Annotated in this window: 21 protein-coding genes; 17 read left to right on the forward strand and 4 right to left on the reverse strand. The window is 70.4% G+C overall.

Going from position 1 to position 24,754, the window contains the following annotated elements; genetic code table 11:
- Positions 1–22: 22 nt before the first annotated feature.
- Positions 23–2,416 carry a 1-deoxy-D-xylulose-5-phosphate synthase N-terminal domain-containing protein gene (locus F0Q34_RS13715; RefSeq protein WP_149812785.1) on the reverse strand — a complete coding sequence of 798 codons (2,394 nt, stop codon included), beginning with the start codon at positions 2,414–2,416 and terminating at the stop codon, positions 23–25.
- Between the two features lie 204 nt (positions 2,417–2,620).
- Between F0Q34_RS13715 and F0Q34_RS13720 the strand changes: the two genes are divergently transcribed.
- Positions 2,621–3,319: an EAL domain-containing protein gene (locus tag F0Q34_RS13720; RefSeq protein ID WP_149812786.1), complete on the forward strand. Its 699-nt coding sequence runs from the start codon at positions 2,621–2,623 to the stop codon at positions 3,317–3,319.
- A gap of 6 nt (positions 3,320–3,325) precedes the next feature.
- On the opposite strand, the gene F0Q34_RS13725 is transcribed toward F0Q34_RS13720, so the two are convergent.
- Positions 3,326–4,735 carry a malonyl-CoA decarboxylase gene (locus F0Q34_RS13725; RefSeq protein WP_149812787.1) on the reverse strand — a complete coding sequence of 470 codons (1,410 nt, stop codon included), beginning with the start codon at positions 4,733–4,735 and terminating at the stop codon, positions 3,326–3,328.
- Positions 4,736–4,816: 81 nt separating this feature from the next.
- Positions 4,817–6,259 (reverse strand): NAD(P)H-hydrate dehydratase, encoded by a 1,443-nt coding sequence (locus F0Q34_RS13730; RefSeq protein ID WP_241665482.1) that lies wholly within the window; start codon positions 6,257–6,259, stop codon positions 4,817–4,819.
- Positions 6,260–6,382: 123 nt separating this feature from the next.
- Here F0Q34_RS13730 and F0Q34_RS13735 point away from each other — a divergent pair, with 123 nt between their 5' ends.
- The 12 genes from F0Q34_RS13735 to F0Q34_RS13790 all read left to right on the forward strand — a co-directional run bounded on the left by F0Q34_RS13735 (position 6,383) and on the right by F0Q34_RS13790 (position 19,391).
- The gene (locus tag F0Q34_RS13735; protein WP_241665483.1) at positions 6,383–7,495 is read left to right on the forward strand and encodes a TRAP transporter substrate-binding protein; all 1,113 of its coding nucleotides are present in this window, start codon (positions 6,383–6,385) and stop codon (positions 7,493–7,495) included.
- Between the two features lie 35 nt (positions 7,496–7,530).
- On the forward strand, positions 7,531–8,022 hold the full coding sequence (locus F0Q34_RS13740) for a TRAP transporter small permease (protein WP_149812788.1): 492 nt from the start codon (positions 7,531–7,533) through the stop codon (positions 8,020–8,022).
- Complete coding sequence (locus F0Q34_RS13745) at positions 8,019–9,344, forward strand: TRAP transporter large permease (RefSeq protein WP_149812789.1); 1,326 nt, start codon at positions 8,019–8,021, stop codon at positions 9,342–9,344. Before F0Q34_RS13740 ends, F0Q34_RS13745 begins: the two co-directional genes overlap by 4 nt.
- A gap of 92 nt (positions 9,345–9,436) precedes the next feature.
- On the forward strand, positions 9,437–10,594 hold the full coding sequence (gene pcaDC, locus F0Q34_RS13750) for a bifunctional 3-oxoadipate enol-lactonase/4-carboxymuconolactone decarboxylase PcaDC (RefSeq protein ID WP_149812790.1): 1,158 nt from the start codon (positions 9,437–9,439) through the stop codon (positions 10,592–10,594).
- 28 nt (positions 10,595–10,622) lie between these two features.
- Positions 10,623–11,969, forward strand: coding sequence for a 3-carboxy-cis,cis-muconate cycloisomerase (pcaB, locus tag F0Q34_RS13755; protein ID WP_149812791.1), 1,347 nt, complete (start codon positions 10,623–10,625; stop codon positions 11,967–11,969).
- A gap of 333 nt (positions 11,970–12,302) precedes the next feature.
- Positions 12,303–12,812 (forward strand): hypothetical protein, encoded by a 510-nt coding sequence (locus F0Q34_RS13760; RefSeq protein WP_206668020.1) that lies wholly within the window; start codon positions 12,303–12,305, stop codon positions 12,810–12,812.
- A complete protein-coding gene (locus F0Q34_RS13765; protein WP_149812793.1) occupies positions 12,809–13,330 on the forward strand; it encodes a hypothetical protein in 522 nt (173 codons plus the stop codon). The genes F0Q34_RS13760 and F0Q34_RS13765 overlap by 4 nt, the downstream gene beginning before the upstream one ends.
- Before the next feature lie 73 nt (positions 13,331–13,403).
- Positions 13,404–15,935, forward strand: a complete 2,532-nt coding sequence (locus F0Q34_RS13770) for a ligase-associated DNA damage response DEXH box helicase (RefSeq protein ID WP_149812842.1) — start codon at positions 13,404–13,406, stop codon at positions 15,933–15,935.
- 49 nt (positions 15,936–15,984) lie between these two features.
- On the forward strand, positions 15,985–16,707 hold the full coding sequence (pdeM, locus tag F0Q34_RS13775) for a ligase-associated DNA damage response endonuclease PdeM (protein ID WP_149812794.1): 723 nt from the start codon (positions 15,985–15,987) through the stop codon (positions 16,705–16,707).
- Positions 16,708–16,807: 100 nt separating this feature from the next.
- Positions 16,808–17,545, forward strand: coding sequence for a metallophosphoesterase (locus F0Q34_RS13780; RefSeq protein ID WP_149812795.1), 738 nt, complete (start codon positions 16,808–16,810; stop codon positions 17,543–17,545).
- 83 nt (positions 17,546–17,628) lie between these two features.
- Positions 17,629–18,069 carry a hypothetical protein gene (locus F0Q34_RS13785; RefSeq protein ID WP_149812796.1) on the forward strand — a complete coding sequence of 147 codons (441 nt, stop codon included), beginning with the start codon at positions 17,629–17,631 and terminating at the stop codon, positions 18,067–18,069.
- Between the two features lie 110 nt (positions 18,070–18,179).
- Positions 18,180–19,391, forward strand: coding sequence for an alpha-hydroxy acid oxidase (locus F0Q34_RS13790; protein ID WP_149812797.1), 1,212 nt, complete (start codon positions 18,180–18,182; stop codon positions 19,389–19,391).
- Between the two features lie 94 nt (positions 19,392–19,485).
- Here the strand turns inward: F0Q34_RS13790 and F0Q34_RS13795 are convergent, their stop codons facing one another.
- Positions 19,486–20,073, reverse strand: coding sequence for a DUF6134 family protein (locus tag F0Q34_RS13795; RefSeq protein ID WP_149812798.1), 588 nt, complete (start codon positions 20,071–20,073; stop codon positions 19,486–19,488).
- 179 nt (positions 20,074–20,252) lie between these two features.
- Here F0Q34_RS13795 and F0Q34_RS13800 point away from each other — a divergent pair, with 179 nt between their 5' ends.
- The 4 genes from F0Q34_RS13800 (at position 20,253) to gltA (ending at position 24,456) form a co-directional block, all read left to right on the forward strand.
- Positions 20,253–20,837 carry a SixA phosphatase family protein gene (locus F0Q34_RS13800; protein WP_241665484.1) on the forward strand — a complete coding sequence of 195 codons (585 nt, stop codon included), beginning with the start codon at positions 20,253–20,255 and terminating at the stop codon, positions 20,835–20,837.
- A 7-nt stretch (positions 20,838–20,844) separates the two neighbouring features.
- On the forward strand, positions 20,845–22,350 hold the full coding sequence (locus F0Q34_RS13805; RefSeq protein ID WP_149812799.1) for a CYTH and CHAD domain-containing protein: 1,506 nt from the start codon (positions 20,845–20,847) through the stop codon (positions 22,348–22,350).
- A 144-nt stretch (positions 22,351–22,494) separates the two neighbouring features.
- Positions 22,495–22,983 carry a thermonuclease family protein gene (locus F0Q34_RS13810; protein WP_149812800.1) on the forward strand — a complete coding sequence of 163 codons (489 nt, stop codon included), beginning with the start codon at positions 22,495–22,497 and terminating at the stop codon, positions 22,981–22,983.
- 165 nt (positions 22,984–23,148) lie between these two features.
- The gene (gene gltA, locus F0Q34_RS13815) at positions 23,149–24,456 is read left to right on the forward strand and encodes a citrate synthase (RefSeq protein ID WP_149812801.1); all 1,308 of its coding nucleotides are present in this window, start codon (positions 23,149–23,151) and stop codon (positions 24,454–24,456) included.
- Positions 24,457–24,754: the final 298 nt, after the last annotated feature.

The following is a 24,754-nucleotide window of genomic DNA, read 5'->3' on the forward strand; positions in this document are numbered from 1 at the left end:
CGCCCACCCGACCTTCCATGCCTCAGTGCCCGAGCAGGGCCTGGGCGCAGGCATCCAGGATGGCCTCCCTGTCCAACTCGTATTCACGATAAAGATCCGGGATGTCCCCCGCCTGGCCGAAGCGGTCGACACCCAGCGGCACGACCCGGTGGCCATGCACGGCGCCCATCCAGGCATGCGCCGCCGGATGGCCGTCCAGCACGGAAACAATGGCTGCGTCGCGGGCCAGCGGCGCCAGCAGCGCTTCAATGGTTGAGGGCGGGTTGCCCGGGCCACGCCGCGCCGCGCGGCGCGCCTTCAACCATTCGGCATGCAGCCGGTCGGGGCTGGTGATGGCCAGCAGCCCCGCCCCCGGCTCCTCGGCGCGCAGTTCCTCGAAGGCAGCCAGGGCTTCCGGCGCCACCGGGCCCTGATAGGCGATGGCGATGCGCGCGCCTTCCGCTGGCGGCACCGCCCAGTAGCCGCCGGCGATCACCGCCTGCGGATCGAGCCGCCGCTCCGGCTGCGCGATGGAGCGGGTGGACAGCCGCAGCCATACCGCCGAGCCGTCCGGCTGCTGCATGTGGTGGAAGGCATGGCGCAGCAGGATCGCCAGTTCGTCGGCATGCGCCGGCTCATAGGCGGCCAGCCGGTCCTGGGCCATGCCGATCAGCGGCGTGTTGACGCTCTGGTGCTGCCCGCCTTCCGGCGCCAGGGTGAGGCCTGAGGGGGTGGACACCAGCAGAAAGCGCGCATCCTGGTAGCAGGCATAGATCAGCGCATCGAGGCCGCGGTTGACGAAGGGGTCGTACACCGTGCCCACCGGCAGCAGCCGCGCCCCGTGCATGCGGTCGGCCAGGCCCAGCGCGCCCAGCACCAGGAACAGGTTCTGCTCGGCGATGCCAAGCTCGACATGCTGCCCCTTGGGCGACATGCCCCAGCGCTGCGCCGAGGCCAGCTTGGCGTCGCGGAACACGTCGTTCTTCAGGTGGCGGTCGAAGATGCCGCGCCGGTTCACCCAGGGGCCGAGGCTGGTCGACACCGTCACGTCGGGGCTGGTGGTGACCACGCGCGAGGCCACGGCGGACCATTCCTTCTGGCCCCGGCCGATCTCGGCCATCAGCTCGCCAAAGCCCGCCTGGGTGGACAGCATTCGGCTGGGCGGCAGGCGGGGCGCCGGCAGCAGGGGCGGCACTGGCACGGGCGGCGCCACCAGGCTGCGCCCTTCCGGCGCCAGGGGGGCGGCGAAGGGAATCTCCCGGAGAAAGGCTTCCAGTTCCGCCTCGGGCAGGCCCAGCCCCTCGAAGCGGTCCCATTCATGGCCCTCGCGGATGTTCAGTTCGGCGCGGAAGGCTTCCATCTGCTCCCGCGTCATCAGCCCGGCATGGTTGTCCTTGTGCCCGGCGAAAGGCAGGCCCATGCCCTTGACCGTGTAGGCGATGAAGCAGGTGGGCTGGTCGCCCGCCGCCTCCTGGGCGCGGAACGCCTCGCACAGCGTCTCGATGTCGTGGCCGCCGAGATTGGTCATCAGCGCGCCGAGTTCGGCGTCATCCAGCGGATCGATGATGGCGCGGATGCCGGGGATGCGGCCCAGCTCGGCCAGGATGGCGCTGCGCCACGCCGTTCCGCCCTGGAAGGTCAGCGCGGAATAAAGGCTGTTCGGGCAGTCATCGATCCAGCGGCGCAGATGCTCGCCATCGGGGCGCGCGAAGGCGGCTTCGAGCTTGCGGCCATATTTCAGCGTGACGACGTTCCAGCCCATGTCCCGGAACAGCCCCTCGATGCGGCCGAACAGCCGGTCGGGCACCACGGAATCCAGGCTCTGGCGGTTGTAGTCGATCACCCACCAGACATCGCGGATGTCGTGCTTCCAGCCTTCCAGAAGCGCCTCGTAGATGTTGCCCTCGTCCAGCTCGGCATCGCCGACGATGGCGACGTGGCGGCCGCGCGGCATGCCTTCCCGTGCCAGGCCGTGCAGGTGCACGTAATCCTGCACCAGGGAGGCAAAGGAGGTCAGCGCCACGCCCAGCCCGACCGAGCCGGTGGAGAAATCCACCTCCGGCCCGTCCTTGATCCGGCTGGGATAGGGCTGGATGCCGCCGAACTGGCGCAGCGTCGCCAGCTTCTCGCGCGTTTGCCGGCCGAGCAGGTAGTTGATGGCGTGGAACACCGGCCCGGCATGGGGCTTCACCGCCACCCGGTCCTGCGGCCGCAGGATGTCGAAATACAGCGCCGTCATGATCGCCGCCACCGACGCCGAGGATGCCTGGTGCCCGCCGACCTTCAGCCCGTCGCGATTGGGGCGGATGTGGTTGGCGTTGTGGATGGTCCAGGCCGACAGCCAGAGAAGCTTGCGCTCCACGGCACGCAGCAGCTTCAGGCGTCGGGTGGGATCTTCAGCCGGGCGCAGCCCACGCGGGTCGGGAGTGGCGTTCATGAGGGCTTCCTTGCTGCTTCGTTCCTGGACCCGGACAGGCTAGTGAAAACCTGCGCCGGCACCAAGCCGGGCACCTTCACGAGATGGCAATCGATTTGGCGCAACGTCGCCGCTTTCAAGCCGGAGCGTGATCCGATGGCCGTCCCCCCTTCCGCCGGATGCCAGGGCTGCCGAAGGCCGGCATCGGCCCTGCCGCCCCTGTCGATGGCGTTCCAGCCCATCCTGCGCTCGAATGCCGCGGGCCGGCGGGTTTATGCCTATGAGGCGCTGGTACGGGGTCCCGCGGGAGAAGGCGCCGGCGGCGTGCTGGGCACAGTCACCGAAGCGAACCGCTACGCCTTCGACCAGGCCTGCCGCGTCCGCGCCATCGAGATGGCGGCCGCGCTGGGCCTGACCGAAACCGAAGCGCGGCTGTCCATCAACTTCATGCCCAACGCCGTCTACGAGCCACGCGCCTGCATCCGCGCCACCCTGGCCGCGGCCGAGCGCACCGCCCTGCCGCGGGACCGGCTGATCTTCGAGTTCACCGAGAACGAGGCCATGCAGGACCCGGCGCATCTGCTGCGCATCCTGGCCTGCTACCGGGAGATTGGCTTCCGCACCGCCATCGACGATTTCGGCGCCGGGCATTCGGGGCTGACCCTGCTGGCCGACTTCCAGCCCGACGCGGTCAAGCTCGACATGGCGTTGGTGCGCGGCGTGGACCAGGATTCGCGGCGGCGCAGCATCATACGCCACATGGTATCGCTATGCGCCGATCTCGGCTGCGACGTGGTGGCGGAAGGCATCGAAACGGAGGCCGAGTTCCGCGTCCTCCAGGATCTCGGCATCATGCTGTTCCAGGGCTACCTGATCGGCCGCCCCGGCTTCGAAACCCTGCCCCGCCTGGCCCTCGCCGCGTGAGGCGCGTCACTGCGGCCCGCCGCGCGCCAGCCTGCGCAGCGCGGCCGTGGCGGCCCGGCTGCCCTCGCCTACATAGGCCTCGTGGTAATCCTCGATCTTCGCCGGGTCGTAGAGATAGTTCACCATGAAGCCGAGGCTTTCGCGCATCCCCTTCTCGGAGACGTCGCCGCGCCAGCAGATGCGCTCAACCCGCGCGCCGTTGGACAGGTGGAAATGCCCGACCGGATCGCGGGCCCGCTTGCCGCCGCGCCCCGCCTCGCTGATCAGGTAGCGGGCGCAAAGCCGGGTCAGCACGGGCTCTGCCTTCAGGCCCCAGCTGCCGGCGAGCGCGCGTGGTCCGGCCAGCAGCGCGCGCAGCGCCGCGTCGCCGCTTTCGAGCCCTGACCATTCGACGAGTTGCTTCGCTTCCTCCTCCGTCAGCAGCTTCGGCTCGGCCTCGCTGGTGCGCTCCTCCAGCCAGCGGCGGAACCCCGGGATCGGCGACAGGGTGGAGAAGGTCTTCAGGTTGGGCAGTTCCTCCCGCAGCAGCGCCACGACCCGCTTGATCAGGAAGTTGCCGAAGGAGATCCCGTCCAGGCCGCGCTGGCAGTTGTTGATGGAATAGAAGATGGCGGTGTCGGCGCGGCGCGGGTCCTGCACCGGCGCCTTCTCGTCCAGCAGCTTCTGCACCGAGCCGGACAAGCCCTGCACCAGCGCCACCTCGACGAAGATCAGCGGCTCCTCCGGCATGCGCGGATGGAAGAAGGCATAACAGCGCCGGTCGGAATCGAGGCGGTTTTTCAGGTCCCGCCAGGTGCGGATGCGGTGCACCGCCTCATAGCCCACCAGCTTCTCCAGCAGCGCGGCCGGCGAATGCCAGTCGATGCGGCGCAGCTCCAGGAAGCCGATGTCGAACCAGTTGGCCAGCAGGCCGCGCAGATCGGCATCCAACGCTCCCAGCATCGGGTCCTTGCCCATCAGTCGGTTCAGGTCGGCCCGCAGATCGACCAGGAACTTCATGCCATCCGGGATGGTGGTGAACTGCGTCAGCAGGCGCACCCGCGGCGGTTCCAGCGTGCGGCGCAGCTTCGCCTTGGCGCTGGCCCGCGTGGCGGCGTCACGGGCGGCGCTGACCTCGCGCATGGCCATCTCCACCGCCGCGGCATCGGAGTCGAAGCCCGCCAGGGCGCGGAAGAAATCGGCGCGGCCCGCCTCATCCAGCGTCAGGTAGGATTGCGCGAGGCTGGCGGCGCGGTTGCGGGCCGAAACCTCGCCACCGCGTGCTTCCAGGCAGTCGCGCATCCGCGTTTCCCAGGAGGCGTTCTCGGCCGGGCCGCTGACGGAGGCCGCCATGTCGCGCCACAGCAAGGTGACACGCTTCAGCGCCCGGTCGAACAACCCCTCGGATTCCGAAGGAAGAATGGCGATGTCGGACATGCAGTTCCTCGACCCTCGGGCTCGGACCCCAGATTGGTAATCTGCAGAAATATCTGGTGATCAGTTTGGCGCAGTCCAGTCTTATCCGGGAAGTGCCGAAGCGATGGCGGGGCCAATTTCCGGCAACACATCTTCGGCAATCAAAGGTTGATCCGGCGGCCCGCCGCGCAAGGCGCGTGACGCGGCGGCGCCGTGCAGCCATGCGGCGGCGGCGGCGGCCTCGAAGGCCGGCATACCCTGCGCCATCAGCCCGGCCACGAGGCCGGCCAGCACATCACCGCTTCCGGCGGTGGCCAGGGCAGGCGGCGCGTTGCCATTGATCGCCATCCGCCCATCCGGCGCGGCGATGATGCTGTCGGAGCCTTTCAGCAGCACCACCGATCCGCACAACGCCGCCGCCGCGCGCGCGGCTTCGGGCCGGTTATCGCCGATCGGGCCGAAAACCCGGGCGAACTCGCCGGCATGCGGTGTCAGCACCGCGGCGCCCCGCAACCGGTCCGGCGCGCCGGCGGCGGCGGTCAGCGCCCCGCCATCCGCCACCACAAGCCGCCCGGCCCCGGCCAAGTCGCGCAGCAATTCCAGGATGTCCTTCCCCGGCGGGGCGCCGGGGCCAAGCAGCCAGGCATTGCGCCGCGCATCCCCGATCAGCGCGCCGGGCGGATCGTCGCGCACCAGCAGGCCGGGCTCGGCGCCACGCAACAGGGCGGCGGTGGCGCCATCCGGCGCCGCCACCGTCACCAGCCCCGCGCCGGCCCGCCGCGCCGCCGCCGCCGCCAGCCGCGCCGCGCCCGGCATGGCGGCACCGGCCACCAGCGTGACATGGCCCAGGCTGTATTTGTGGCTGCCGGCATCGCGTCGCGGCAGGTGCCACAGCGCCGGACCATTGCCGAAGCTGCGGGGCGCGATGCCCTCCAGCACGGCGTCCGGCAGGCCGATGGGCGCCAGCACCAGTTCCCCGCACAGATCGCGGCCCGGCAGCAGCAGATGCCCCGGCTTGCGGCGGAAGAAGGTGACGGTCAACGCCGCGCGGAGCGCGAAGCCGCGCACCTGCCCGGTGGCGCCGTCAACGCCGGACGGCACGTCCACCGCCACCACAGGGGCGGTGACGCCGCGCAGAAGGTCCACCAAGCCCGGGTCCAGGTCGCGTTGCAGCCCGGCGCCGAACAACGCGTCGATCACCAGCCCGGCCCGGGCGATTTCTCCCGCCGTCAGGGCATGGCGCGGGCCGCGCCAGGCGGCGGCGGCCAGGGCGGCGTCGGTGCCGGGACGCGGCGGCGCCAGGGCGGCCACCGCCACGGGCCAGCCCGCCTGCTCCAGCAGCCGCGCCACCACATAGCCATCGCCGCCATTGTTGCCGGGCCCGGCCAGCACCAGCACGCGGCAGGGCCGGAAACGGGCGCGCACCGCGCGCGCCACGGCGGCGCCGGCGGCATTCATCAGCCCCAGGCCGGACAGGCCGGCGGCTATGGCGGAGCGATCAGCCTCGGCCATCTGGGCCGGGGTCAGCAACTCGGAACCGTTCATCGGATCATGGTCTGCAGGCGGCATCACCGCAGCAACACCCCCCGCGCTGCGCCGTTGCGCGGATGGGCCCCGCAACGGCGCGGAACATCCCTGCGGGCAGGGTCCGGTGCAACCGCCGGACGCTTGCACAGCGGCCTGCGCCCCGCCACGCTGCTGGTGCGGCGATCCGCCGCCTTCGGGGAGGACTCACGAACCATGGTGCAGCGACGCCACCTGCCCGCCCTCGTGGCTGGGATTCTCGCGGCTCCTTTGGCGACGCCACGCATCGCCCGCGCCCAGTCGGCATCGGTGACGCTACGCCTGCATCATTTCCTGCCGGCGGTGTCCAACATCCATCGCAACTTCCTGCAGCCCTGGAGCAAGGAAATCGAGGACGCGACCGATGGCGGGCTGAAGATCCGCCTGTTTCCCTCCATGCAGCTCGGCGGCGCGCCGCCACAGCTCTACGACCAGGCGCGCGACGGCGTGGCCGACATCGTCTGGACCCTGCCCGGCTACACCGCCGGCCGCTTCCCGAAGATCGAGGTGCTGGAGCTTCCCTTCATCGCCAACAAGGACGGCGTGTCCAATGCGCGCGCATGCCAGGCCTTCGCCAGCAAGCATCTGGCCGAGGAATTCGGCGAGGTGCAGCCGCTGGTGTTCTGGGCGCATGATGCGGGGCTGATCCATTCCCGCCGCCCGGTGCAGGCCATGGAGGATCTGCGGGGCATGAAGCTGCGCTTCCCGACCCGGCAGGCGGGCGAAGGGCTGCGCGCGCTGGGGGCGGCGCCCATCGGCATGCCCGTGCCGCAGGTGCCGGAGGCGCTGAGCCAGGGCGTGCTGGATGGCGCCGTGGTGCCGTGGGAGGTGGTGCCGTCGATCAAGCTGCAGGAGCTGGTGAAGAACCACACCAGCATCCCCGGCCGCCCGACCTTCTACACCGCGACCAATGTGCTGGCGATGAACAAGGCGAAATACGCCGCCCTGCCCGATGCCTTGCGCAAGGTGCTCGACGAGCAATCCGGCATGGCCGCCGCCGCGCTGGTCGGCGGCACGCTGGACCAGCAGGCGGTGCAGAACTCCGAGGCCGCCCGCAAGCGCGGCAACACGCTGATCGAGATCACTGCCGAGGAAGCGGCGCGCTGGCGCCAAGCCTGCCAGCCGGTCACCGATGCCTGGCTCGCTCAGATGCGCGACCGTGGCGGCGAGATGCTGCTGGCCAAGGCGCGCGCCACCTTCGACCAGTTCGCCGCCTGACGCCTTGAGCCCGCATCCAGGAGACCCGCCGCCTGATGGCGCCTGATCGTGACGGCGCCATCCCGCGCCTCGCCACCGCCCTGATGCTGGCCGGCAGCGTTCTGCTGCTGGCCACCGCCCTTCTGGCCACGGCCAGCATCCTGCTGCGCTGGATCACCGGCCAGCCGATCCCCGGCGATTTCGAGCTGGTGCAGATCGGCTCCGGCCTCGCCGTGTTCGGCTTCCTGGCCCATGGCACGTTGATGCGCGCCAACATCCTGGTGGACAGCTTCACCGGCTGGCTGCCGGCGCGGATCAACGATGCGGTGGATGCCCTGTGGAACCTGGCCTGGGCGGTGGCGACGGCGCTGCTGGCCTGGCGCATGGCGCTGGGTGCCGCGGATGCGTGGGCCAGCGGCACGCGCTCCATGGTGCTGGGCGTGGCGCAATGGTGGGCCATCGCCCTTGGCGCCCTGGCCTTCGGCGCCACGGCGCTGGCCGCGATCTGGGTGGCGTGGCGGCAGCTCCGGGGGGATCTGCGCGCATGAGCGAGGAATTCTTGCAGGCCGGCACCGCCTTCGCCGGCCTGCTGGCGCTGATCGCGCTGCGTGCTCCGGTGGGTCTGGCCATGCTGCTGGTCGGCGCCCTCGGCTACCAGCACATCCTGGGATGGGAGGCGCTGGGCAATTACCTGAAGGCCACACCCTACCACCTGTTCGCCAACTACACCTTTTCCGTGATCCCGCTCTTTATCCTGATGGGCGCGGTGGCCGAGCGGGGCGGGCTGGCGCGCGACCTGTTCACCGCGGCGCAGGCACTGGTCGGCGGGCGGCGCGGGGGCTTGGCGATCGGCGTGATCGGCGCCTGCGCGGCGTTCGGCGCGGTGTGCGGCTCCTCCGTCGCGACCACCGCGACCTTTGGCCGCGCGGCGCTGCCGGAGCTGCGGCGCTTCCGGTACGACCCGGGCCTCGCCACCGGCACGGTCGCCGTGGGCGGCACGCTGGGCATCCTGATCCCGCCCAGCGTGATCCTGGTGGTCTACGCGATCAGCACGGAACAGAACATCGCCTCGCTGTTCATGGCGGCGCTGGTTCCGGGCCTGCTGGCGATGCTGTTGTACATGCTGGCGGTGGTCATCCTGGCGCGGCTGCGGCCCGGGGCAATGCCGCCCGCTCCCGCCCTTTCCTCCGCCGAGAAGCGCGCCGCCTTCCGCGCCGTGATTCCGGTGCTGCTGATCGCGGTCGCCGTGGTGGGCGGCATCTATGGCGGCGTGTTCACGCCAACGGAAAGCGCCGCCATCGGCGTGGTCGCGACGCTGGCCGTGGCGCTGGCGCGGCGCAGCCTGAGCCGCTCCGGGCTGGTCGAGGCGCTGCGCGGCACCGCCGAGACCACCGCGATGATTTTCGCCATCCTGCTGGGCGCCGAGGTGTTCAACGCCTTCCTGGCGCTGACCCAGGCGCCGGACCTGCTGGCCCTGTGGATCACCGAGCGGGCGCTGCCGCCCCATGGCGTGCTGGCCCTGCTGCTGCTCGCCTATATCGTGCTGGGCGCCGTGATGGACGAGCTGGCGATGATCCTGCTGACCCTGCCGGTGTTCTTTCCCGTGGTGACCGCGTTGGATTTCGGCCTTCCGCCGGATGAGGTGGCGATCTGGTTCGGCATCCTGGTGCTGGTGGTGGTCGGCATCGGGCTGACCGCGCCGCCGATCGGGTTGAACGTCTTCGTGGTGTCGGCGCTGGCGCGCGATGTGCCGATGTCGCGCATCTATCGCGGCGTGATGCCTTATCTGGCGATGGATCTGGTGCGGCTGGTGCTGTGTGTGGCCTTTCCCGGCTTGTCGCTGGGGCTGCTGCGCTGGCTGTCGGGCTAGAGCGCAGGGTTGACCGGCCGCCGCCGCAGGACGAGGCTTCACGTCAGGGTCGTCCGTGCCCCTTCGCACGGCTTGCTGGGATAGCTGAGGAAATGTTCGTCCAGATCGGGGATCACCTGGTTCATTGCGTCGTCGAGGGGCCGGAGAACGCGCCGCCGGTGGTGCTGCTGCATTCCATCGGCACCACCCAGCATGTCTGGGACCCGCAGGCGGCGGCATTGGCGCGGCGCTGGCGCATCATCCGGCCTGACATGCGCGGCCATGGCCTGACCGGCGTAACCCCGGGCGACTACAGCATGAAGGGGCTGGCGCAGGACGTTGTCGCCCTGCTGGATGCGCTGGACATCCCGAAGGCGCATGTCGCCGGCCTGTCGATCGGCGGCCGCATCGCGCAGCAGCTCGCGGCGGACATGCCGGAGCGTGTCGCCTCGCTGATGCTGGTGGACACGGCGATGGAGTTCCCCGATCCGGCCACCTGGCAGGAACGCATCGATGCCGTGCTGGACAGGGGAACGGAGGTGCTGGCCGACATCGTGATGCCGCGCTGGGTGATGGACCCCGCCACGCCCTCGGCGCGCGGCCTGCGCCACATGCTGCTGCGCACCGACCGCGTCGGCTATGCCGCCGCCGCCGCCGCTCTTCGCGACGCGCGGGCCGAGGAGGTCCGCGGCCGCATCGCCCTGCCCTGCACGGTGATCGTGGGAGAGCACGATCCCGCCTCCCCCATCGCCGCCGCGGAAGAACTGCGCGGCAGCATTCCCGGCGCCGCGATGGTGGTGCTGCCCGGCGTCAACCACATTCCGAATTTCGAGGCGGCCGAGGCGCTGAGTGCCGCCATGCTGGCGCATCTGGAAGCGCAGGTCGCGCCGATGGAGGATTTCCTGGCCGCCGGCTCCGCCATGCGGCGCGCGGTGCTGGGGGAGGCGCATGTCGCGCGCGCCGCGGCCAATGTCACGGCGCTCGATCAGCCCTTCCAGGACTACATCACCCGTAATGTCTGGGGGCAGATCTGGACCCGCCCTGGCCTGCCGCGCCACACCCGCAGCCTGCTGACGCTGGCGATGATGGCGGCGCTCGGCCGGCATGAGGAATTCGTGCTGCATGTCCGCGCCACCAAGCAGACCGGCGTGACGCCGGACGAACTGGCGGAGGTGCTGCTGCAGGTCGGCGCCTATGCCGGGGTGCCGGTGGCGAACCACGCGCTGAAGCTGGCCAAGCAGGCCTTTGGCGAGATGCAGGAGCAGACATGAGCCACGCTCCGGGGGAGGCTTGAGCGCCATGCTGTCCGTGAATCCCGCCGATGGCCCCGTGCTGTCGGTCCTGTACGGCACCGACGCGATGCGCTCGGTGATCGGGGAGCGCGCCTTTCTGGCGCGCATGCTGGAGGTGGAGGCGGCGCTGGCGCGCGCCGAGGCCCGCCTCGGCATCATTCCCGCCGAGGCCGCCGCCGCCATCACCGAGCATGCGCTGCTGGAAAAGATCGACCTGCCGGCGCTGGCACGCGCCACGCAGAACACCGGCTATCCCGTGGTGGGGCTGGTGAAGCAGCTCACCGCCCTGGTGGGCCATGAGGCCGGGCGCTGGACGCATTGGGGCGCCACCACCCAGGACATCGTCGACACCGCCATCGTGCTGCAGATGCGGGACGCATTCGCGCTGATCCGCCAGGATCTCGGCCGGCTGAACGCCGCGCTGGCCGCCAAGGCGCGCGAACACCGGGACCTGGTGATGGCCGGCCGCACCCATCTTCAGCACGCCCTGCCGCTGACCTTCGGCTATAAATGCGCCATGTGGCTCTCCCCGCTGATCACCATGCGGGAACGGCTGGACCAGATCGAGCCGCGCATCCTGAAGGTGCAGTTCGGCGGCGCGGCCGGGACGCTGGCATCCCTGGGCGACCAGGGCATCGCGGTGGCGGAGGAACTGGCAAGGGAACTGAACCTCGCCGCGCCCGACGCGCCTTGGCACGTGGCGCGGGACACAGTGACGGAGGCGGTCTGCTTCCTCGGCCTGCTGACCGGCGCGCTGGCGAAGTTCGCGACGGACGTGATCCTGCTGATGCAAACCGAGGTGGCGGAGGTGTTCGAGCCGCACGCGCCCGGCCGCGGCGGCTCCTCCACCATGCCGCAGAAACGCAACCCGATTTCCTGCGAATACGTCATCGCCCAGGCGCGCGGGGTCGCCGCCCTGGTGCCGCAGATGCTGAACGCCATGCCGGTGGACCAGGAGCGCGGCACCGGCCCCTGGCAGGCTGAGCCGCTGGCCGTGCCGCAGGCCTTCACCCTGGCGCATGGGGCGCTGTCCCAGGCAATCACCGTGGCGGAAGGCATGACGGTGGATGCCGCGCGCATGCGGCGCAACCTCGACAGCACCGGCGGGCTGATCGTGGCGGAGGCGGTGATGATGGGCCTCGCGCCGCATCTTGGCCGCGGCGGCGCGCATGACGCCGTGCACCACGCCTGCGACATCGCCCTGGCCGAGGGCGTGCCGCTGGCAGAGGCGCTGGGCCGCGATCCCTGCGTCACCGGCGCCCTCGACACGGCGGCGGTGGCGCGCCTCACCGATCCCGCCAACTATCTGGGCAGCGCGGGCGCCTTCATCGATCGCGTGCTGGCAAGGCTTTGAAGCCGCCGCGTCCGCCAATTCGGACAAGCCAACCCGGGCGAGCCGAGTACGGGGTGCTGTTGAAGGTGACGGCCATTTTGAGCCTTTGATCTCAAAGGTTAATGTTTGTTAAAGACAAGAAACCATTCGGCTTGCCGCGGACGGTATTGAGACGTGGATTCGCTGCGACGCAATGAATCCGCGCCGGTGTCCGCTTCCTTCCTGATCCCGGAACTGCCAGCCATCTTCGGCCGGAATGGAAGGGAACAATCCCATTCCGGCCTGCATACGGCTTTGCCTGCTGCCCACCCTGTGTCAGACAGAATGGAACACAGGGGGGAATGGCCGGATCGCATGAAGCCTGTCGCAATGCTGTTGGCCGCGCTGCTCGCGCTGCCTGGTTGCAATGCCTTCCTCAGTGAAAGCACGGCCGACGTCGCCGGTCTGGCGGGCGCCGCCCTCTCCAGCGCGATCAGCGACAATGGCGCCGTCGCGGCCGGGATCGGCCTGGGCGTCCAATCCCTGGCGCGCGCCGGCCTGGAATACACCCAGCGCGAGCTGCATCAGGCGGAGCAGGACAGCATCGCCCGCGCCGCGGGGGGCCTGCCGATGGGCGCGGTCGCCACCTGGTCGATCACCCACAGCGTGCCGCTGGCCTATGACCAACAGGGTCGCGTCACCGTGTCCCGGGAGATCGGCGCGCTGGGCCTTTCCTGCCGGGAAATCGTCTTCTCGGTCGAGCAACAGGATGACGAGGCGCTGGAGCGGGCGGAATTCTACACCGCCATCATCTGCCGCAGCGGCGATCTTTGGAAATGGGCCAGCGCCGAACCGGCCACGGAGCGCTGGGGCTCCCTGCAATGAGGCACCGGGCGACCTTCGCGCCGGCGGTGCTGGCGCTGGTGCTGCTGGCGGGGTGCGAGAACGGCAGTTCCGGCAAGAATGCCGGCGCCGCTGCGGGCGGCATCGGCGGCATCGCCGTCGGTAGCCTCACCTCCAACCCCGCCGTCGGATATGCCGTCGGCCTCGGCATCCGCACCGCGGTCGATTACGCCTTCTCCTCCTGGTTCCGGTCGCTGCGCACCGAGGAACAGGATGCCATCGCCGCCGAGGCCGGCCGCCTGCCTCCCGGCGAGGCGCAGGCCTGGAAGGTGGAGCATGGCCTGCCCTTCGGCTGGCGCGACGCCGAAGGGCGCATGGAGGTGACGCGGGTGATCGAGACGCCGCTGGCCTCCTGCCGCGAGGTGCTCTTTTCCCTCACGCCGGAAGGAACGGAAAGCCCGCCCTCCGGCGTTTTCGCAGCCACCGCCTGCCGCCGCGCCGGCGGATGGAAATGGGCGGCCGCGGAACCGGCGGTGGATCGCTGGCTCGCGCTGCAATAGCGGGCGGCACGCGGTTCCCCGGAAACGGCCAAGCTTGGCAGGAAAGGGCTGCCGGGCCATATCGCCCTTGCTCATGGGAACATTGCCGGAACCGTTCGCCGGCTGGTTCGCCGCGCGCGGCTGGCGGCCGCGCGCGCACCAGCTGGCCATGTTGGAAGCCGCCGAGGCGGGGCAGTCGGCCCTGCTGGTGGCCCCCACCGGCGGCGGCAAGACGCTGGCCGGCTTCCTGCCCACCCTGATTGGGCTGCATCGCGCCCCGCATTCCGGCCTGCACACCATCTATGTTTCGCCGCTGAAGGCGCTGGCCGTCGACATCGCCCGCAACCTGCTGACGCCGATCGCCGAGATGGATCTCGGCATCACGGTGGAAACGCGCACCGGCGACACGCCCGCCAACCGCCGCGCCCGGCAGCGCGCGGCGCCGCCGCAGATCCTCCTCACCACGCCCGAGAGCCTGGCGCTGCTGCTGTCCCTGCCGGATGCGGGCGAGATGTTCGCCGGGCTGAGATGCGTGGTGGTGGATGAGGTGCATGCGCTGGCCGGAACCAAGCGGGGTGACCAGCTGGCGCTCGGCCTCGCTCGGCTTTCGGCCCTGGCGCCGGGGATGCGGCGGGTCGGGTTGTCGGCCACCGTGGCGCATCCCGAGGCGATGGCCGCCTGGATTTCGCCGGATGCCAGCGCCGCCCCGGTGCGGCTGGTGCGGGAAACCGGCGGCGCGGCGCCGGCGCTGGACGTGATCCTGCCCGCCGGCCGCCTGCCCTGGGGCGGCCATATGGGCCTCGCCTCGATGCCCGAGGTGTATGAGAAGCTGAAGGGCGCCGGCGTCACCATCGTGTTCGTCAACACCCGCGCCCAGGCGGAGCTGTGCTTCCAGGCCCTGTGGCGGCTGAACGACGATAACCTTCCGATCGCGCTGCACCACGGCTCCCTGACCATCGACCAGCGCCGCAAGGTGGAGGCAGCGATGGCGGCCGGCCGGCTGCGCGCGGTGGTGGCGACGGCCTCGCTCGATCTCGGCATCGACTGGGGGGCGGTGGACCAGGTGATCCAGGTGGCGGCGCCCAAGGGCGTGGCGCGGCTGCTGCAGCGCGTCGGCCGTGCCAATCACCGCATGGACGAGGCGTCCTCCGCCTTCCTGGTGCCGGCCAACCGCTTCGAGGTGGTCGAGTGCCGCGCCGCCATCCAGGCCGTCGCCGCGGGCGAGGTGGATGGCGATCCGCCGCGGCCGGGCGGCCTTGACGTGCTGGCGCAGCACATCCTGGCCACCGCCTGCCACGCCCCCTTCCACCCGGACGATCTTTACGCCGAGGTGACGCGCGCCGCGCCCTATGCCGCCCTCACCCGGCGCGACTTCGACGACACGCTGAGCTTTGTCGAGAATGGCGGCTATGCGCTGTCCGCATATGAGCGGTTCCGCAAGCTGTTCCGCGACAGCGAGGGGCTGGTGCATCCCCGCAACGGCCATGTGGTGCGGCAGCTCAGGATGAATCTCGGCACCATCGTGGACACGCCGCTGCTGAAGGTGCGGCTGCGCGGCGGCCCTGTGCTGGGCGAGGTGGAGGAATGGTTCGCCTCCACCCTGGAGCCGGGCGACAACTTCATGTTCGCTGGCCGGCTGCTGCGCTACGAGCGGATGGAGCCGATGAGCGTGATCGTCTCCCCCGGCGGAGATGGCGAGCCGCGCGTGCCCGCCTATGGCGGCAGCAAGATGCCGCTTTCCACATCGCTGGCGCGGCGGGTGCGCGCCATCCTGGCCGATCCGCGGCAATGGCGCGCCCTGCCGGAGCCGGTGCAGGAATGGCTGCGGCTGCAGCGCCACGCCTCCGAGCTGCCCTCCCGCGACGGGTTGCTGGTGGAAACCTTTCCGCGCGACGGCCGCTGGTTCCTGGTGGCCTATTGCTTCGAGGGGCGGCTGGCGCATCAGACGCTCGGCATGCTGCTGACCCGGCGGATGGAGCATCGCGGGCTGGGGCCGATGGGTTTTCTCGCCACCGACTATGTGGTCGCCACCTGGTCGGCCTTTCCGCCGGGAGACATGGGGGACCTGTTCGCCGAGGACCTGCTGGGCGAGGAACTGGAGGAATGGATGGCCGACAGCTCCATGCTGCGCCGTTCCTTCCGCAACATCGCGACCATCGCCGGGTTGCTGGAGAAGAACCATCCGGGCCAGGAGAAGTCGGGCCGGCAGATGAGCATGAGTTCCGATCTGATCTATGACGTGCTGCGCCGCCACCAGCCGGACCACATCCTGCTGCGCGCGACACGGGCCGAGGCCGCCGCGGGGCTGACCGATGTGGGGCGCATCGGCACCCTGCTGGCGCGCATCCGCGGCCGCATCACCCACCGCGCGCTTGACCGTGTTTCCCCCCTGGCGGTGCCCGCGCTGATCGAGGAAGGGCGCGAATGGGTGGCCGGCGGCGCCGGCGACGCCCTGCTCGCCGAGGCCGAGGCGCTGGTCGAGGAAGCCACGGAAGGCGCCGAGCATTTCACCGGCATGCTTGGCCTCGACCCGACCCAGCCACCCCCCGAGCCCCGCCCGAGGCAGGAACGCCGGCGCCGGCCACCGCGTTATGCCTCCCGCCGGCTGCGGCAGGGTGTTTCGTGAAAACAAGCCCTTCCCGGCCCGGCCTTCGTCCGGTAACGCAGTTGAAGCAATGATTTCCGCGCCTTTCCATCTGGCTGGCGAACGCCTGGCCCTCGACCCGGCGGGCGTGCTGTTCTGGCCCGCCCAGCGCCTTCTGGCGGTCGCTGACCTGCATCTCGAGAAGGGCAGCCATTTCGCGGGGCGCGGCCAGCTGGTGCCGCCTTTCGACACCCGCGACACGCTGGCCCGGCTGGCACCCCTGCTGCGTCGCTACGCGCCGGAGCGTATCGTCTTCCTGGGCGATTCCTTTCACGACGGCGGCGGCTCGGCCCGGATGCAAGCCGCCGACCGCGCGGCGCTGCTGCACCTGCTGGCCGGGCGCGAGGTCACCTGGGTCCTCGGCAACCATGACCCGGCGGCGCCCGATGCCCTGCCCGGCGAAGCGGTGGCGGAGCTGCGGCTCGGCCCGTTGGTGTTCCGCCATGAAGGGGTGCCCGGCAACGCGGCGGGCTTCGAGCTGAGCGGCCATTTCCATCCCAAGGCCAGCATGCCGACGCGCTGCGGCCCGGTCACGCGGCCCTGCTTCCTGGCCGATGCGCGGCGGGTGCTGCTGCCCGCCTTCGGCTCCTACACCGGCGGACTGGCCATTACCGCCCCGCCCATCGCGGCCCTGTTTCCCCGTGGCGGCCGCGCCTTTCTGCTGGGGCGGGAGCGTTTGTTCTCCTGCGCCATCGGTCCGATGAAGCACCTGGCGCTGGCCCGGCCTCCGCTGGAGGCCACATCAGCGCCATGAGCGACGCCCCTGCCCCGCCCTGGCCGCTTCAGGACCGGCTTCCGGCCGCCGCGCCGGCGGGAATGGCGTCCGGCATCGCGTTGCCCGGGCGGGCGCCCGGATGACGGGAGCCTCCGCCATTCTGTGGCTGCGGCTGCGCCAGGACTTCGCCGGGCTGCGCGTGGTGGGCGATGTGCATGGCGATGCCGCCGCCTTCGCCGCCGCCATCGCGGGGGCCGAGGAAAAGCGGCTTTTCGTGGTGCAGCTGGGCGACCTGACGGATCGCGGGCCGGACAACCCCGAAACGCTCCGCCTTGCTTTCCGCCTGCGGCAGCAGCGGCGCGGGTTGTTCATCCTGGGCAATCATGACCACAAGCTGCGCCGCGCCCTCACGGGCGCGCTGGTGCGGCCGGACCCGGAAGGGCTGGGCATCACCCTGGCGCAGCTCGATGCCGCGCCGGATGGCGCCGAGCTGAAGGCCCAGGCGATCGAGGAAATCTCCGCCGCGCCGGCCTGGCTGCGGCTGGGCTCCTGGGTTTTCGTGCATGGCGGCTTCCATCCGCGCATGCTGCGCGAACCCTCCCCGCCCGATGCCGGCGCGCACAAGCCCGACGGGCTCGTGCCGCGGGCCCTGTTCGGGCAGGTGACCAGCCGGATGCGCGACGATGGCTACCCCCAGCGCCTGCACAACTGGGTGCACCGCATCCCCTCCGGCATCACCGTCTATTGCGGCCATGAGATGCGCAGCCTGAACGGCCGGCCCTTTGTCGCCGTCTCTGCCGCCGGGGGCCGGGCGGTGTTCCTGGACACGGGCGCGGGCAAGGGCGGCCACCTGTCCTGGATCGACCTGCCGATCTGACGGACGGGTCAAGGCGCCCCGAAGGGCAACCCCGTCCCCGCGCATGCCGTTCCCCTTCAGAACAGCACGACCAGGGAGGGCCCATGACCCACATCATCACCGGCGTGTTCAGGACGCGCGCCACCGCCGAGGCGGTTGTGGCGCATCTGGCCAGCCATGACGGCTTGTCGCGCGACCAGATGCGCATGAGCGCCATGGACCCGGCGGCCGAGGCCGCGCATCGCGGCATCTGGTCTTCCGTGAAGAACCAGCTCCTGCCGGATGCGGATGGCGCCGTGCAGGCGGCCGCCCTGCGCCGCGGCGGCATCCTGCTGTCAGCGCGGGTGGAGGAGGCCTTGGTGGACCATACGCTGGACGTGTTCAGGCGGAACGGCGCCATGGACATCGGCGCCGCGCCCACCGAGGCGGCGCCGACGGAGGCGCCGCCACCTGGTGCCGCCGCCGCCATGAGCAACAGCGACCTGCCCGCCGTCCAGTCGGCGGCCCTGCCGCATCCCCGCCCCGGGCAGGACGGGCCGGGCTGACCCTGACAACCCGGATCGGGGGCATGGCGGCACGGAATGGACCGGGCTAGTTTGCCGCAGATCGCGCCCGGCGGCGAACCGGGCGGCTACCGCCGAGAAGGAGCAGCGTCATGCCACCGGTCACCAATATCGAGGATCTGCGCCTTCGCGCCCGCCGCCGCATTCCGCGCGCCATCTTCGATTACGCCGATCGCGGCTCCTATGACGAGGCAACCTACCGCGCCAACCGCGAGGACCTCGCCGCGCTGAAGCTGCGGCAGCGGGTGATGATCGACGTGTCCGGGCGCTCCACCGCCTCCACCATGCTGGATGAGCCGGTGAGCATGCCGGTGGCCATCGCGCCCACCGGGCTGACCGGCCTGTTCCATGCCGATGGCGAGATCCATGGCTGCCGCGCCGCGCATGCCTTCGGCATCCCCTTCACCTTGTCCACCATGTCGATCTGCTCGATCGAGGACGTGGCCGGCGCGGTGGACAAGCCGTTCTGGTTCCAGCTCTACGTGATGCGCGACCGCGGCTTTTCCCGCTCCCTGGTGGAGCGGGCGATCGCGGCGAAATGCTCGGCGCTGGTGCTGACGCTCGACCTGCAGATCCAGGGGCAGCGCCACAACGACATCAAGAACGGCCTGGCCGTGCCGCCGAAGCTGACGGTGAAGAACGCGCTCGACATCGCGACCAAGCCGCGCTGGGCGCTGGAAGTGCTGCGCGGCAAGCGCAAGACCTTCGGCAACCTGACCGAGGCGCCGGGCGCCCGGGAGGGGCTGAGCACCCTGTCGCACTGGATTGCCGGCCAGTTCGATCCGTCCCTGTCCTGGAAGGACGTGGAATGGATCCGCTCCATCTGGCCCGGCAAGCTGATCCTGAAGGGCGTGCTGGATGTGGAGGATGCGCGCATCGCCGCCGGCCTCGGCGCCTCCGCGCTGGTGGTGTCGAACCATGGCGGGCGGCAGCTCGACGGCGCGCCTTCCTCCATCTCGATGCTGCCCGGCATCGCCGATGCGGTGGGCGACCGGATCGAGGTGCTGTTCGATGGCGGCGTCCGCTCGGGACAGGATGTGGTGAAGGCGCTGGCGCTGGGGGCTAAGGGCTGCATGATCGGCAAGGCCTGGCTGTACGGCCTGGCCGCCGGCGGCGGAGCCGGCGTGACCCAGGCGTTGGAGATCATCCGCAAGGAAATGGATGTCACCATGGCGCTGACCGGCACCAGGAACATCGCGGAGCTGACGCCCGAGATCATCCATGGCCCGCGCCATGGCGAGGAAGTGGCCCGGCCGACCGAATCCATGCGGCAATCGCTGGATGCGCAGAGCATGGCGGTGTGACCGGCCGAACCGCCCGGCAATGCCCACGGGCGGGAGCGGGCTTGCCTTCGCGGTAGCCATCGCCGGTGGGGCTGGGGCAGCGCGCGCGCCGACGTCAGGCCGCTTCGTAGCGCACGGCCGAGCCGTCCTCGCCCCGCATCGAGAAGCCGACCCAGGTGCCGGCGGCATCATACAGGGCCACCATGCCGCGCGGCTTCCATTGCCAGCGGGTCAGGGCGCCCTCGCGGTCGCGCTGCGCGGGTTCGCTCAGCGCCTCGCCGGTGGCGGTGTCGAACAAGGGGCGTGCCAGATGCCTCGGCTCCCACCAGGAAAGCGGCGCCACCGCCGCCGGAAGGGCCACGGGCCCGGCCGGCCCCGCCCCGCGCAGGCCCTCGGCGGTCGCCGCCATCTCCAGGCGGCTTTCCTGGCCGTCCCGCAGGGTGCGCGCGGCAAAGCCGACCAGACGGTCCCCCTGCCACCGCTCGGCATATTCGTGATGCATCCGGAACACAGTGAAGGACAGCAGCTTCACTTCCAGCGCCACGACGCTGCGCACCACCCCGCCCGGCTCCGCCCGCACCGTATGGGTGCCGATGCCGCGGCCCTCGCGCATCACGCGGAAGCGGTAGCCACCTTCCGGCAGCGCCAGGGCCGGTGCGGCGGGCAGCAGCGCGAGGGCGCCAAGCAGCGTCCGCCGCCGCATCAGCCCTTCACCCGCGGCGCGGAAAACCGGCCATCCCCCGCCCTTTCAGCCCGGGGCGGGGCCGTCATCCCGGCCTTCCGTGGCATCAACATGCTTTCCGCCATGACCGAGCCTCCTGTTCAAGCGCCGCAAAGATAGTCCTGGAGCGGAGAAGCGGAAGGTGGCGCGCAGCAGCCGCCATGTCTCCGCTGCCCCGCGACAGCCGCCGTCCGGCGTGCCACACTGTCCGCATGCGGCAATTGCTCCTGCTGCGGCACGCCAAGTCGTCCTGGGATGATCCCGGCCTGCCGGACCACGCCCGCCCGTTGAACGCGCGCGGCAAACGCGCGGCCATCGCCATGGCCGGCGTGATGCACCGGCTCGGGCTGGCGCCCGACATTGTGCTGGTTTCCTCTGCCCGCCGCACCCTGCAAACGTTGGAGGCGCTCGCGCCGCTGCCCGACAGCCCGATGGTCGAGCCGATGGACGATCTTTATCTCGCGCCCTGGCAAAGGCTGCTGGATACGCTGCATGGCGCGCCGGAAACCGCCCGCTCCCTGCTGCTGATCGCCCATAATCCGGGGCTTCACGACCTGGCGCTCGCCCTGGCCGGGCCGGCGGGCATGGCCGGCAAGGCGCCGGGGACCCAGCGCCTGGCCGGCGGCTATCCCACCGGCGCCCTGGCCGAGTTCGCGATCGCATCCTCCTGGCGCCGGCTGGAGCCGGGCGGCGGCCGGCTGGTGCGCTTCGTGGCGCCGAACGACCTTCCCGAGATGGCCAACTGAGGCGGCGATGGAGCTGCTGCACCCCGATCCTCCCGCCGCCGAGGCATCGCTGGTTCTGGAGCTGAGCCTGCCGATGCTCGGCGCCTCCATGCTCTGGCGCCACCCGGCACTGGCCGGCCGCAGAAGGCCGCGTCCCGTTGCCGAAAGCTGGGTATGGCTGGACACGGCCGGCCGCCGCCTGGCGGGCCGCAACCTGGCGCTGCGGGACCCGGCCCGGGGCCCCAGGCGGCTTTGCGTTCTGATGCCGCCCGATGGCTTCAGGCTGCCCGGGATGCCGGCCGCCCCGGACACGGTGTTTCCCCCGGGGAACGAGCCGGAGGGCCTGGAGGACACGCCGCTGGAAACCCTGGCGCGCTGGTCGGGGCGGCTGCAATCGGCGCCCGCGGACGAGGCAGGAGTGGCCTTGCAGCTTCGCTGCGGCCGCATCGAAGCCGGCGCCTCGGGGGCGGAGCTGGCGCGGCTCACGCTTACCGGCCCGCCGGCGGCGGTTCTGGCCCTCGGCACCGCACTGGCCGAGGCGGTGCCGCTGCTGCCGGTGACGGCCAGCCTGGACGAGGCGGCCCGGGCCCTGGCGGCCGGGGTTCCGGCGCGCCCGATCCGGCGCGGCGCCCCCGATCTCGGCGGCGCGAACACGCCGGACGATGCGCTGTCGCTCGCCATCGCCCATCTGACGGAGGTGCTGCTCGCCCAGGCGCCTCTGGCCCAGGCCGGGAGCGGGCCAGAAGGCGTGCATCAGTTGCGGGTCGCCGCGCGCCGGCTGCGTTCCTGCCTGAAGCTGTTCCGAAAGTCGCATCACGGGCCGGAACTCCAGGCGCTGGAAAATGAGCTGCGCACCCTGGCGGGCGGCCTGACCGATGCGCGGGAATGGGATGTCTTCCTGGGCGGGCTGGGGGCCGACCTTTCGGCGGCGGTCGGCAAGGAGCGCCGCTGGCTGCGGCTGCTCCGCGCCGCCGGGCGACGGCGCCAGGAGGCATACGACTCGCTGGCAGCGATGCTGGAGGGTCCCGGGTTCCGTTGCCTGGTGTGGCGGGCCCTTCGTCTGGCCGCGTTGCGGGACTGGGAAGCGGCACCGGAGGCACGCAACGCCCCGCTGCGCCCCTGGGCGGCCCAAAAGCTCCAGAAGCGCCGCCGCCGGCTGAAGAAGGATGCGCGCAGCATCGAGGATGCCTCGGACGCCGCACTCCATGAATTGCGTCTGGAAGCCAAGAAGCTGCGCTATGCTTCGGAACTGTTCGCGCCGCTCTGGCCCGGGCGGACGGCGAAGCGCTTCCTCAAGCGGCTTTCCGCCTTGCAGGAGGCTCTTGGCCTGTCCAACGACGCGGTGGTGGCACGGGAGCGCGTGGCGTCGCTGGCCGGCCCTGGCGGAGCGCCTACCTGGGCGATCGGGCTGGCCGAGGGTTGGGCCCTCGCGGCGGCGCAGGACATGCGGCCACGCGCGCTGAAGACCTGGCGCCGCTTCGCCAGGCGCGACCCTTTCTGGGCCGGGGACCTGCCCTCAAAGGACGCGCCCTGAAACCTGGGGTCACAGAACCGGTCCGGACTTGAAACCGGAGCATGCATTGCTTTAACGCTGCACAACGTGGCTTATCGTCGTCGGATCTTCCGTTCGTCCTTTTCACGCCGTCCTTCCCGGCATTGGCGCGGTGCGGCGCTGGGCATGGCCGGCGTGCTGGTGGCGCTTGCCCTGGGCGGCCTTGGCCTGCCGGCGGCGTTGTTGGGTTCCGCCCCGCGCGACCAGGAATGGAGCGCCGCCGCCCCGTTGGTGCGAGTCGTGGATGGCGACACCCTGCGACTGGGCGAGCGTACGGTCCGGCTGGCGGGGGTCCGGTCGCCGGAACGTGGCCAGACCTGCAGCACGGCGAACGGGGCCGGGTTCGATTGTGGCGCGGCGGCGGCGGAAGCGCTGTCCCACCTGGTGCAAGGCCGCGACCTGACCTGTCGCGTCACCGGACGGGATCATTTTGGCCGCGCCCTGGCGTTTTGCCGCACCGGGGACATGGAAGCGAATGCGGCGCTGGTGGCGGCCGGCTGGGCCCTTGCGGGAACAACGGCGCTGCAGCCGGCTGAGAACTCCGCCCGCGGCGCCGGCCTGGGCCTGTGGTCGCATCCGCCCGGCGCCCCAGCGGAGTGGCGGGCCAGCCGCTAGGCGGCGCCGGCCATCCCACCGCGCGCATGGCGGCCTTGCCCCGATCAGCGGCACCATGTCGCACCCTGGCGGATGGACAATCCGGGGAAGCGCCTTAATCTTGCGCTGCATCATTGACGGCGCCCGCCTCCGGTGGCGCCGCCCCCTGTTCAAGAGGAAGACGCCATGAGCAGCACGGCCAAAGGGTCCGTCACCATCCAGCTCGACGGCAGCAACAAGTCCGCGACCGTGCCGCTGCTTGGCGGCACCATCGGTCCGGACGTGTTCGACATCCGCAAGGTCTACAACGAGTTGGGGGTCTTCACTTTCGATCCAGGCTATGGCGGGACCGCCGCATGTGAAAGCGCCATCACCTATATCGATGGCGATGAAGGCGTGCTGCTCTATCGTGGCTACCCCATCGAGCAGCTGGCGGAGAAGTCGAACTTCCTGGAAGTGTCCTATCTGCTGCTGAACGGCGAATTGCCGACCAAGCAGCAGCTGAAGGATTTCGACCGCGGCGTGACCATGCACACCATGGTGCATGAGCAGCTGCGGCGCTTCTTCGACGGTTTCCGCCGCGACGCCCATCCGATGGCGATACTGTGCGGCGTGGTGGGTGCGCTGTCCGCCTTCTACCATGACAGCCTGGACATCAACGATCCGGCGCAGCGCGACATCAGCGCCTTCCGCCTGATCGCCAAGGTGCCGACCATCGCGGCCTGGGCCTACAAGTATTCCATCGGCCAGCCCTTCATGTACCCGCGGAACGACCTCAGCTACGCCGAGAACTTCCTGTACATGCTGAACGCCGTGCCGGCCGAGGAATGGAAGCCCAACCCCATCCTTTCCCGCGCCATGGACCGCATCCTGGTCCTGCACGCCGACCATGAGCAGAACGCCTCCACCTCCACGGTGCGGCTGGCGGGCTCCACCGGCGCCAACCCCTTCGCCTGCGTCGCCGCCGGCATCGCCGCGCTCTGGGGCCCCGCCCATGGCGGCGCGAACGAGGCGGTGCTGAAGATGCTGGCCGAGATCGGCAGCGTCGAGAACATCCCCTCCTTCATCGAGAAGGTGAAGGACAAGAACTCCGGCGTGAAGCTCATGGGCTTCGGGCACCGCGTGTACAAGAACTTCGACCCGCGCGCGAAGATCATGCAGGCGACCTGCCACGAGGTGCTGAACGAGCTCGGCATCAAGGACGAGCCGCTGCTGGACCTCGCCATGGCGCTGGAGAAGATCGCGCTGGAGGACGATTACTTCGTTTCCCGCAAGCTCTACCCGAATGTCGATTTCTATTCCGGCATCATCCTGAAGGCGATGGGCATCCCGACCCACATGTTCACGGTGCTGTTCGCCGTGGCGCGCACCGTGGGCTGGGTGAGCCAGTGGAAGGAGATGATCGAGGACCCGGCGCAGCGCATCGGCCGCCCGCGCCAGATCTACACCGGCGCCGCCCAGCGCGACGTTTCCTCGATCGAGAACCGTGGCTGAACATTGAGGGCCTGTTGGGGCGTGCCCCGCCAGGCCCGTTCCGCGGCCCGCCATGCTCCGCATGGCGGGTCTTTTTTTATTCCAAATAAAAGCTCAGACCAGACAATAAGAAATCTTTTCAAGACTTTGTCCTTCTTGAAGTAATCTCCCCTTCCTGTAAGTAAATTCATGCATACTGGCGTCTGCACAGACCCGAAATCATGGCATTTATCGGGGGCATCTCAATTTATTTACGGTTTTCACTTGATCACGAATTCGAGATGCTCTTTGTTGTTTTCGGTTCTGCAATGTGTGGACG

Source organism: Teichococcus oryzae (assembly GCF_008386565.1).
Classification (GTDB): domain Bacteria; phylum Pseudomonadota; class Alphaproteobacteria; order Acetobacterales; family Acetobacteraceae; genus Pseudoroseomonas; species Pseudoroseomonas oryzae.

Coding starts and splice junctions, on each gene's coding strand:
- F0Q34_RS13715 (WP_149812785.1), bottom strand. CDS start 2,416: ATGAACGCCACTCCCGACCCGCGTGGGCTGCGCCCGGCTGAAGATCCC.
- F0Q34_RS13720 (WP_149812786.1), top strand. CDS start 2,621: ATGGCGTTCCAGCCCATCCTGCGCTCGAATGCCGCGGGCCGGCGGGTT.
- F0Q34_RS13725 (WP_149812787.1), bottom strand. CDS start 4,735: ATGTCCGACATCGCCATTCTTCCTTCGGAATCCGAGGGGTTGTTCGAC.
- F0Q34_RS13730 (WP_241665482.1), bottom strand. CDS start 6,259: ATGAACGGTTCCGAGTTGCTGACCCCGGCCCAGATGGCCGAGGCTGAT.
- F0Q34_RS13740 (WP_149812788.1), top strand. CDS start 7,531: ATGGCGCCTGATCGTGACGGCGCCATCCCGCGCCTCGCCACCGCCCTG.
- F0Q34_RS13745 (WP_149812789.1), top strand. CDS start 8,019: ATGAGCGAGGAATTCTTGCAGGCCGGCACCGCCTTCGCCGGCCTGCTG.
- pcaDC (WP_149812790.1), top strand. CDS start 9,437: ATGTTCGTCCAGATCGGGGATCACCTGGTTCATTGCGTCGTCGAGGGG.
- pcaB (WP_149812791.1), top strand. CDS start 10,623: ATGCTGTCCGTGAATCCCGCCGATGGCCCCGTGCTGTCGGTCCTGTAC.
- F0Q34_RS13760 (WP_206668020.1), top strand. CDS start 12,303: ATGAAGCCTGTCGCAATGCTGTTGGCCGCGCTGCTCGCGCTGCCTGGT.
- F0Q34_RS13765 (WP_149812793.1), top strand. CDS start 12,809: ATGAGGCACCGGGCGACCTTCGCGCCGGCGGTGCTGGCGCTGGTGCTG.
- F0Q34_RS13770 (WP_149812842.1), top strand. CDS start 13,404: ATGGGAACATTGCCGGAACCGTTCGCCGGCTGGTTCGCCGCGCGCGGC.
- pdeM (WP_149812794.1), top strand. CDS start 15,985: ATGATTTCCGCGCCTTTCCATCTGGCTGGCGAACGCCTGGCCCTCGAC.
- F0Q34_RS13780 (WP_149812795.1), top strand. CDS start 16,808: ATGACGGGAGCCTCCGCCATTCTGTGGCTGCGGCTGCGCCAGGACTTC.
- F0Q34_RS13785 (WP_149812796.1), top strand. CDS start 17,629: ATGACCCACATCATCACCGGCGTGTTCAGGACGCGCGCCACCGCCGAG.
- F0Q34_RS13790 (WP_149812797.1), top strand. CDS start 18,180: ATGCCACCGGTCACCAATATCGAGGATCTGCGCCTTCGCGCCCGCCGC.
- F0Q34_RS13795 (WP_149812798.1), bottom strand. CDS start 20,073: ATGCGGCGGCGGACGCTGCTTGGCGCCCTCGCGCTGCTGCCCGCCGCA.
- F0Q34_RS13800 (WP_241665484.1), top strand. CDS start 20,253: ATGTCTCCGCTGCCCCGCGACAGCCGCCGTCCGGCGTGCCACACTGTC.
- F0Q34_RS13805 (WP_149812799.1), top strand. CDS start 20,845: ATGGAGCTGCTGCACCCCGATCCTCCCGCCGCCGAGGCATCGCTGGTT.
- F0Q34_RS13810 (WP_149812800.1), top strand. CDS start 22,495: ATGGCCGGCGTGCTGGTGGCGCTTGCCCTGGGCGGCCTTGGCCTGCCG.
- gltA (WP_149812801.1), top strand. CDS start 23,149: ATGAGCAGCACGGCCAAAGGGTCCGTCACCATCCAGCTCGACGGCAGC.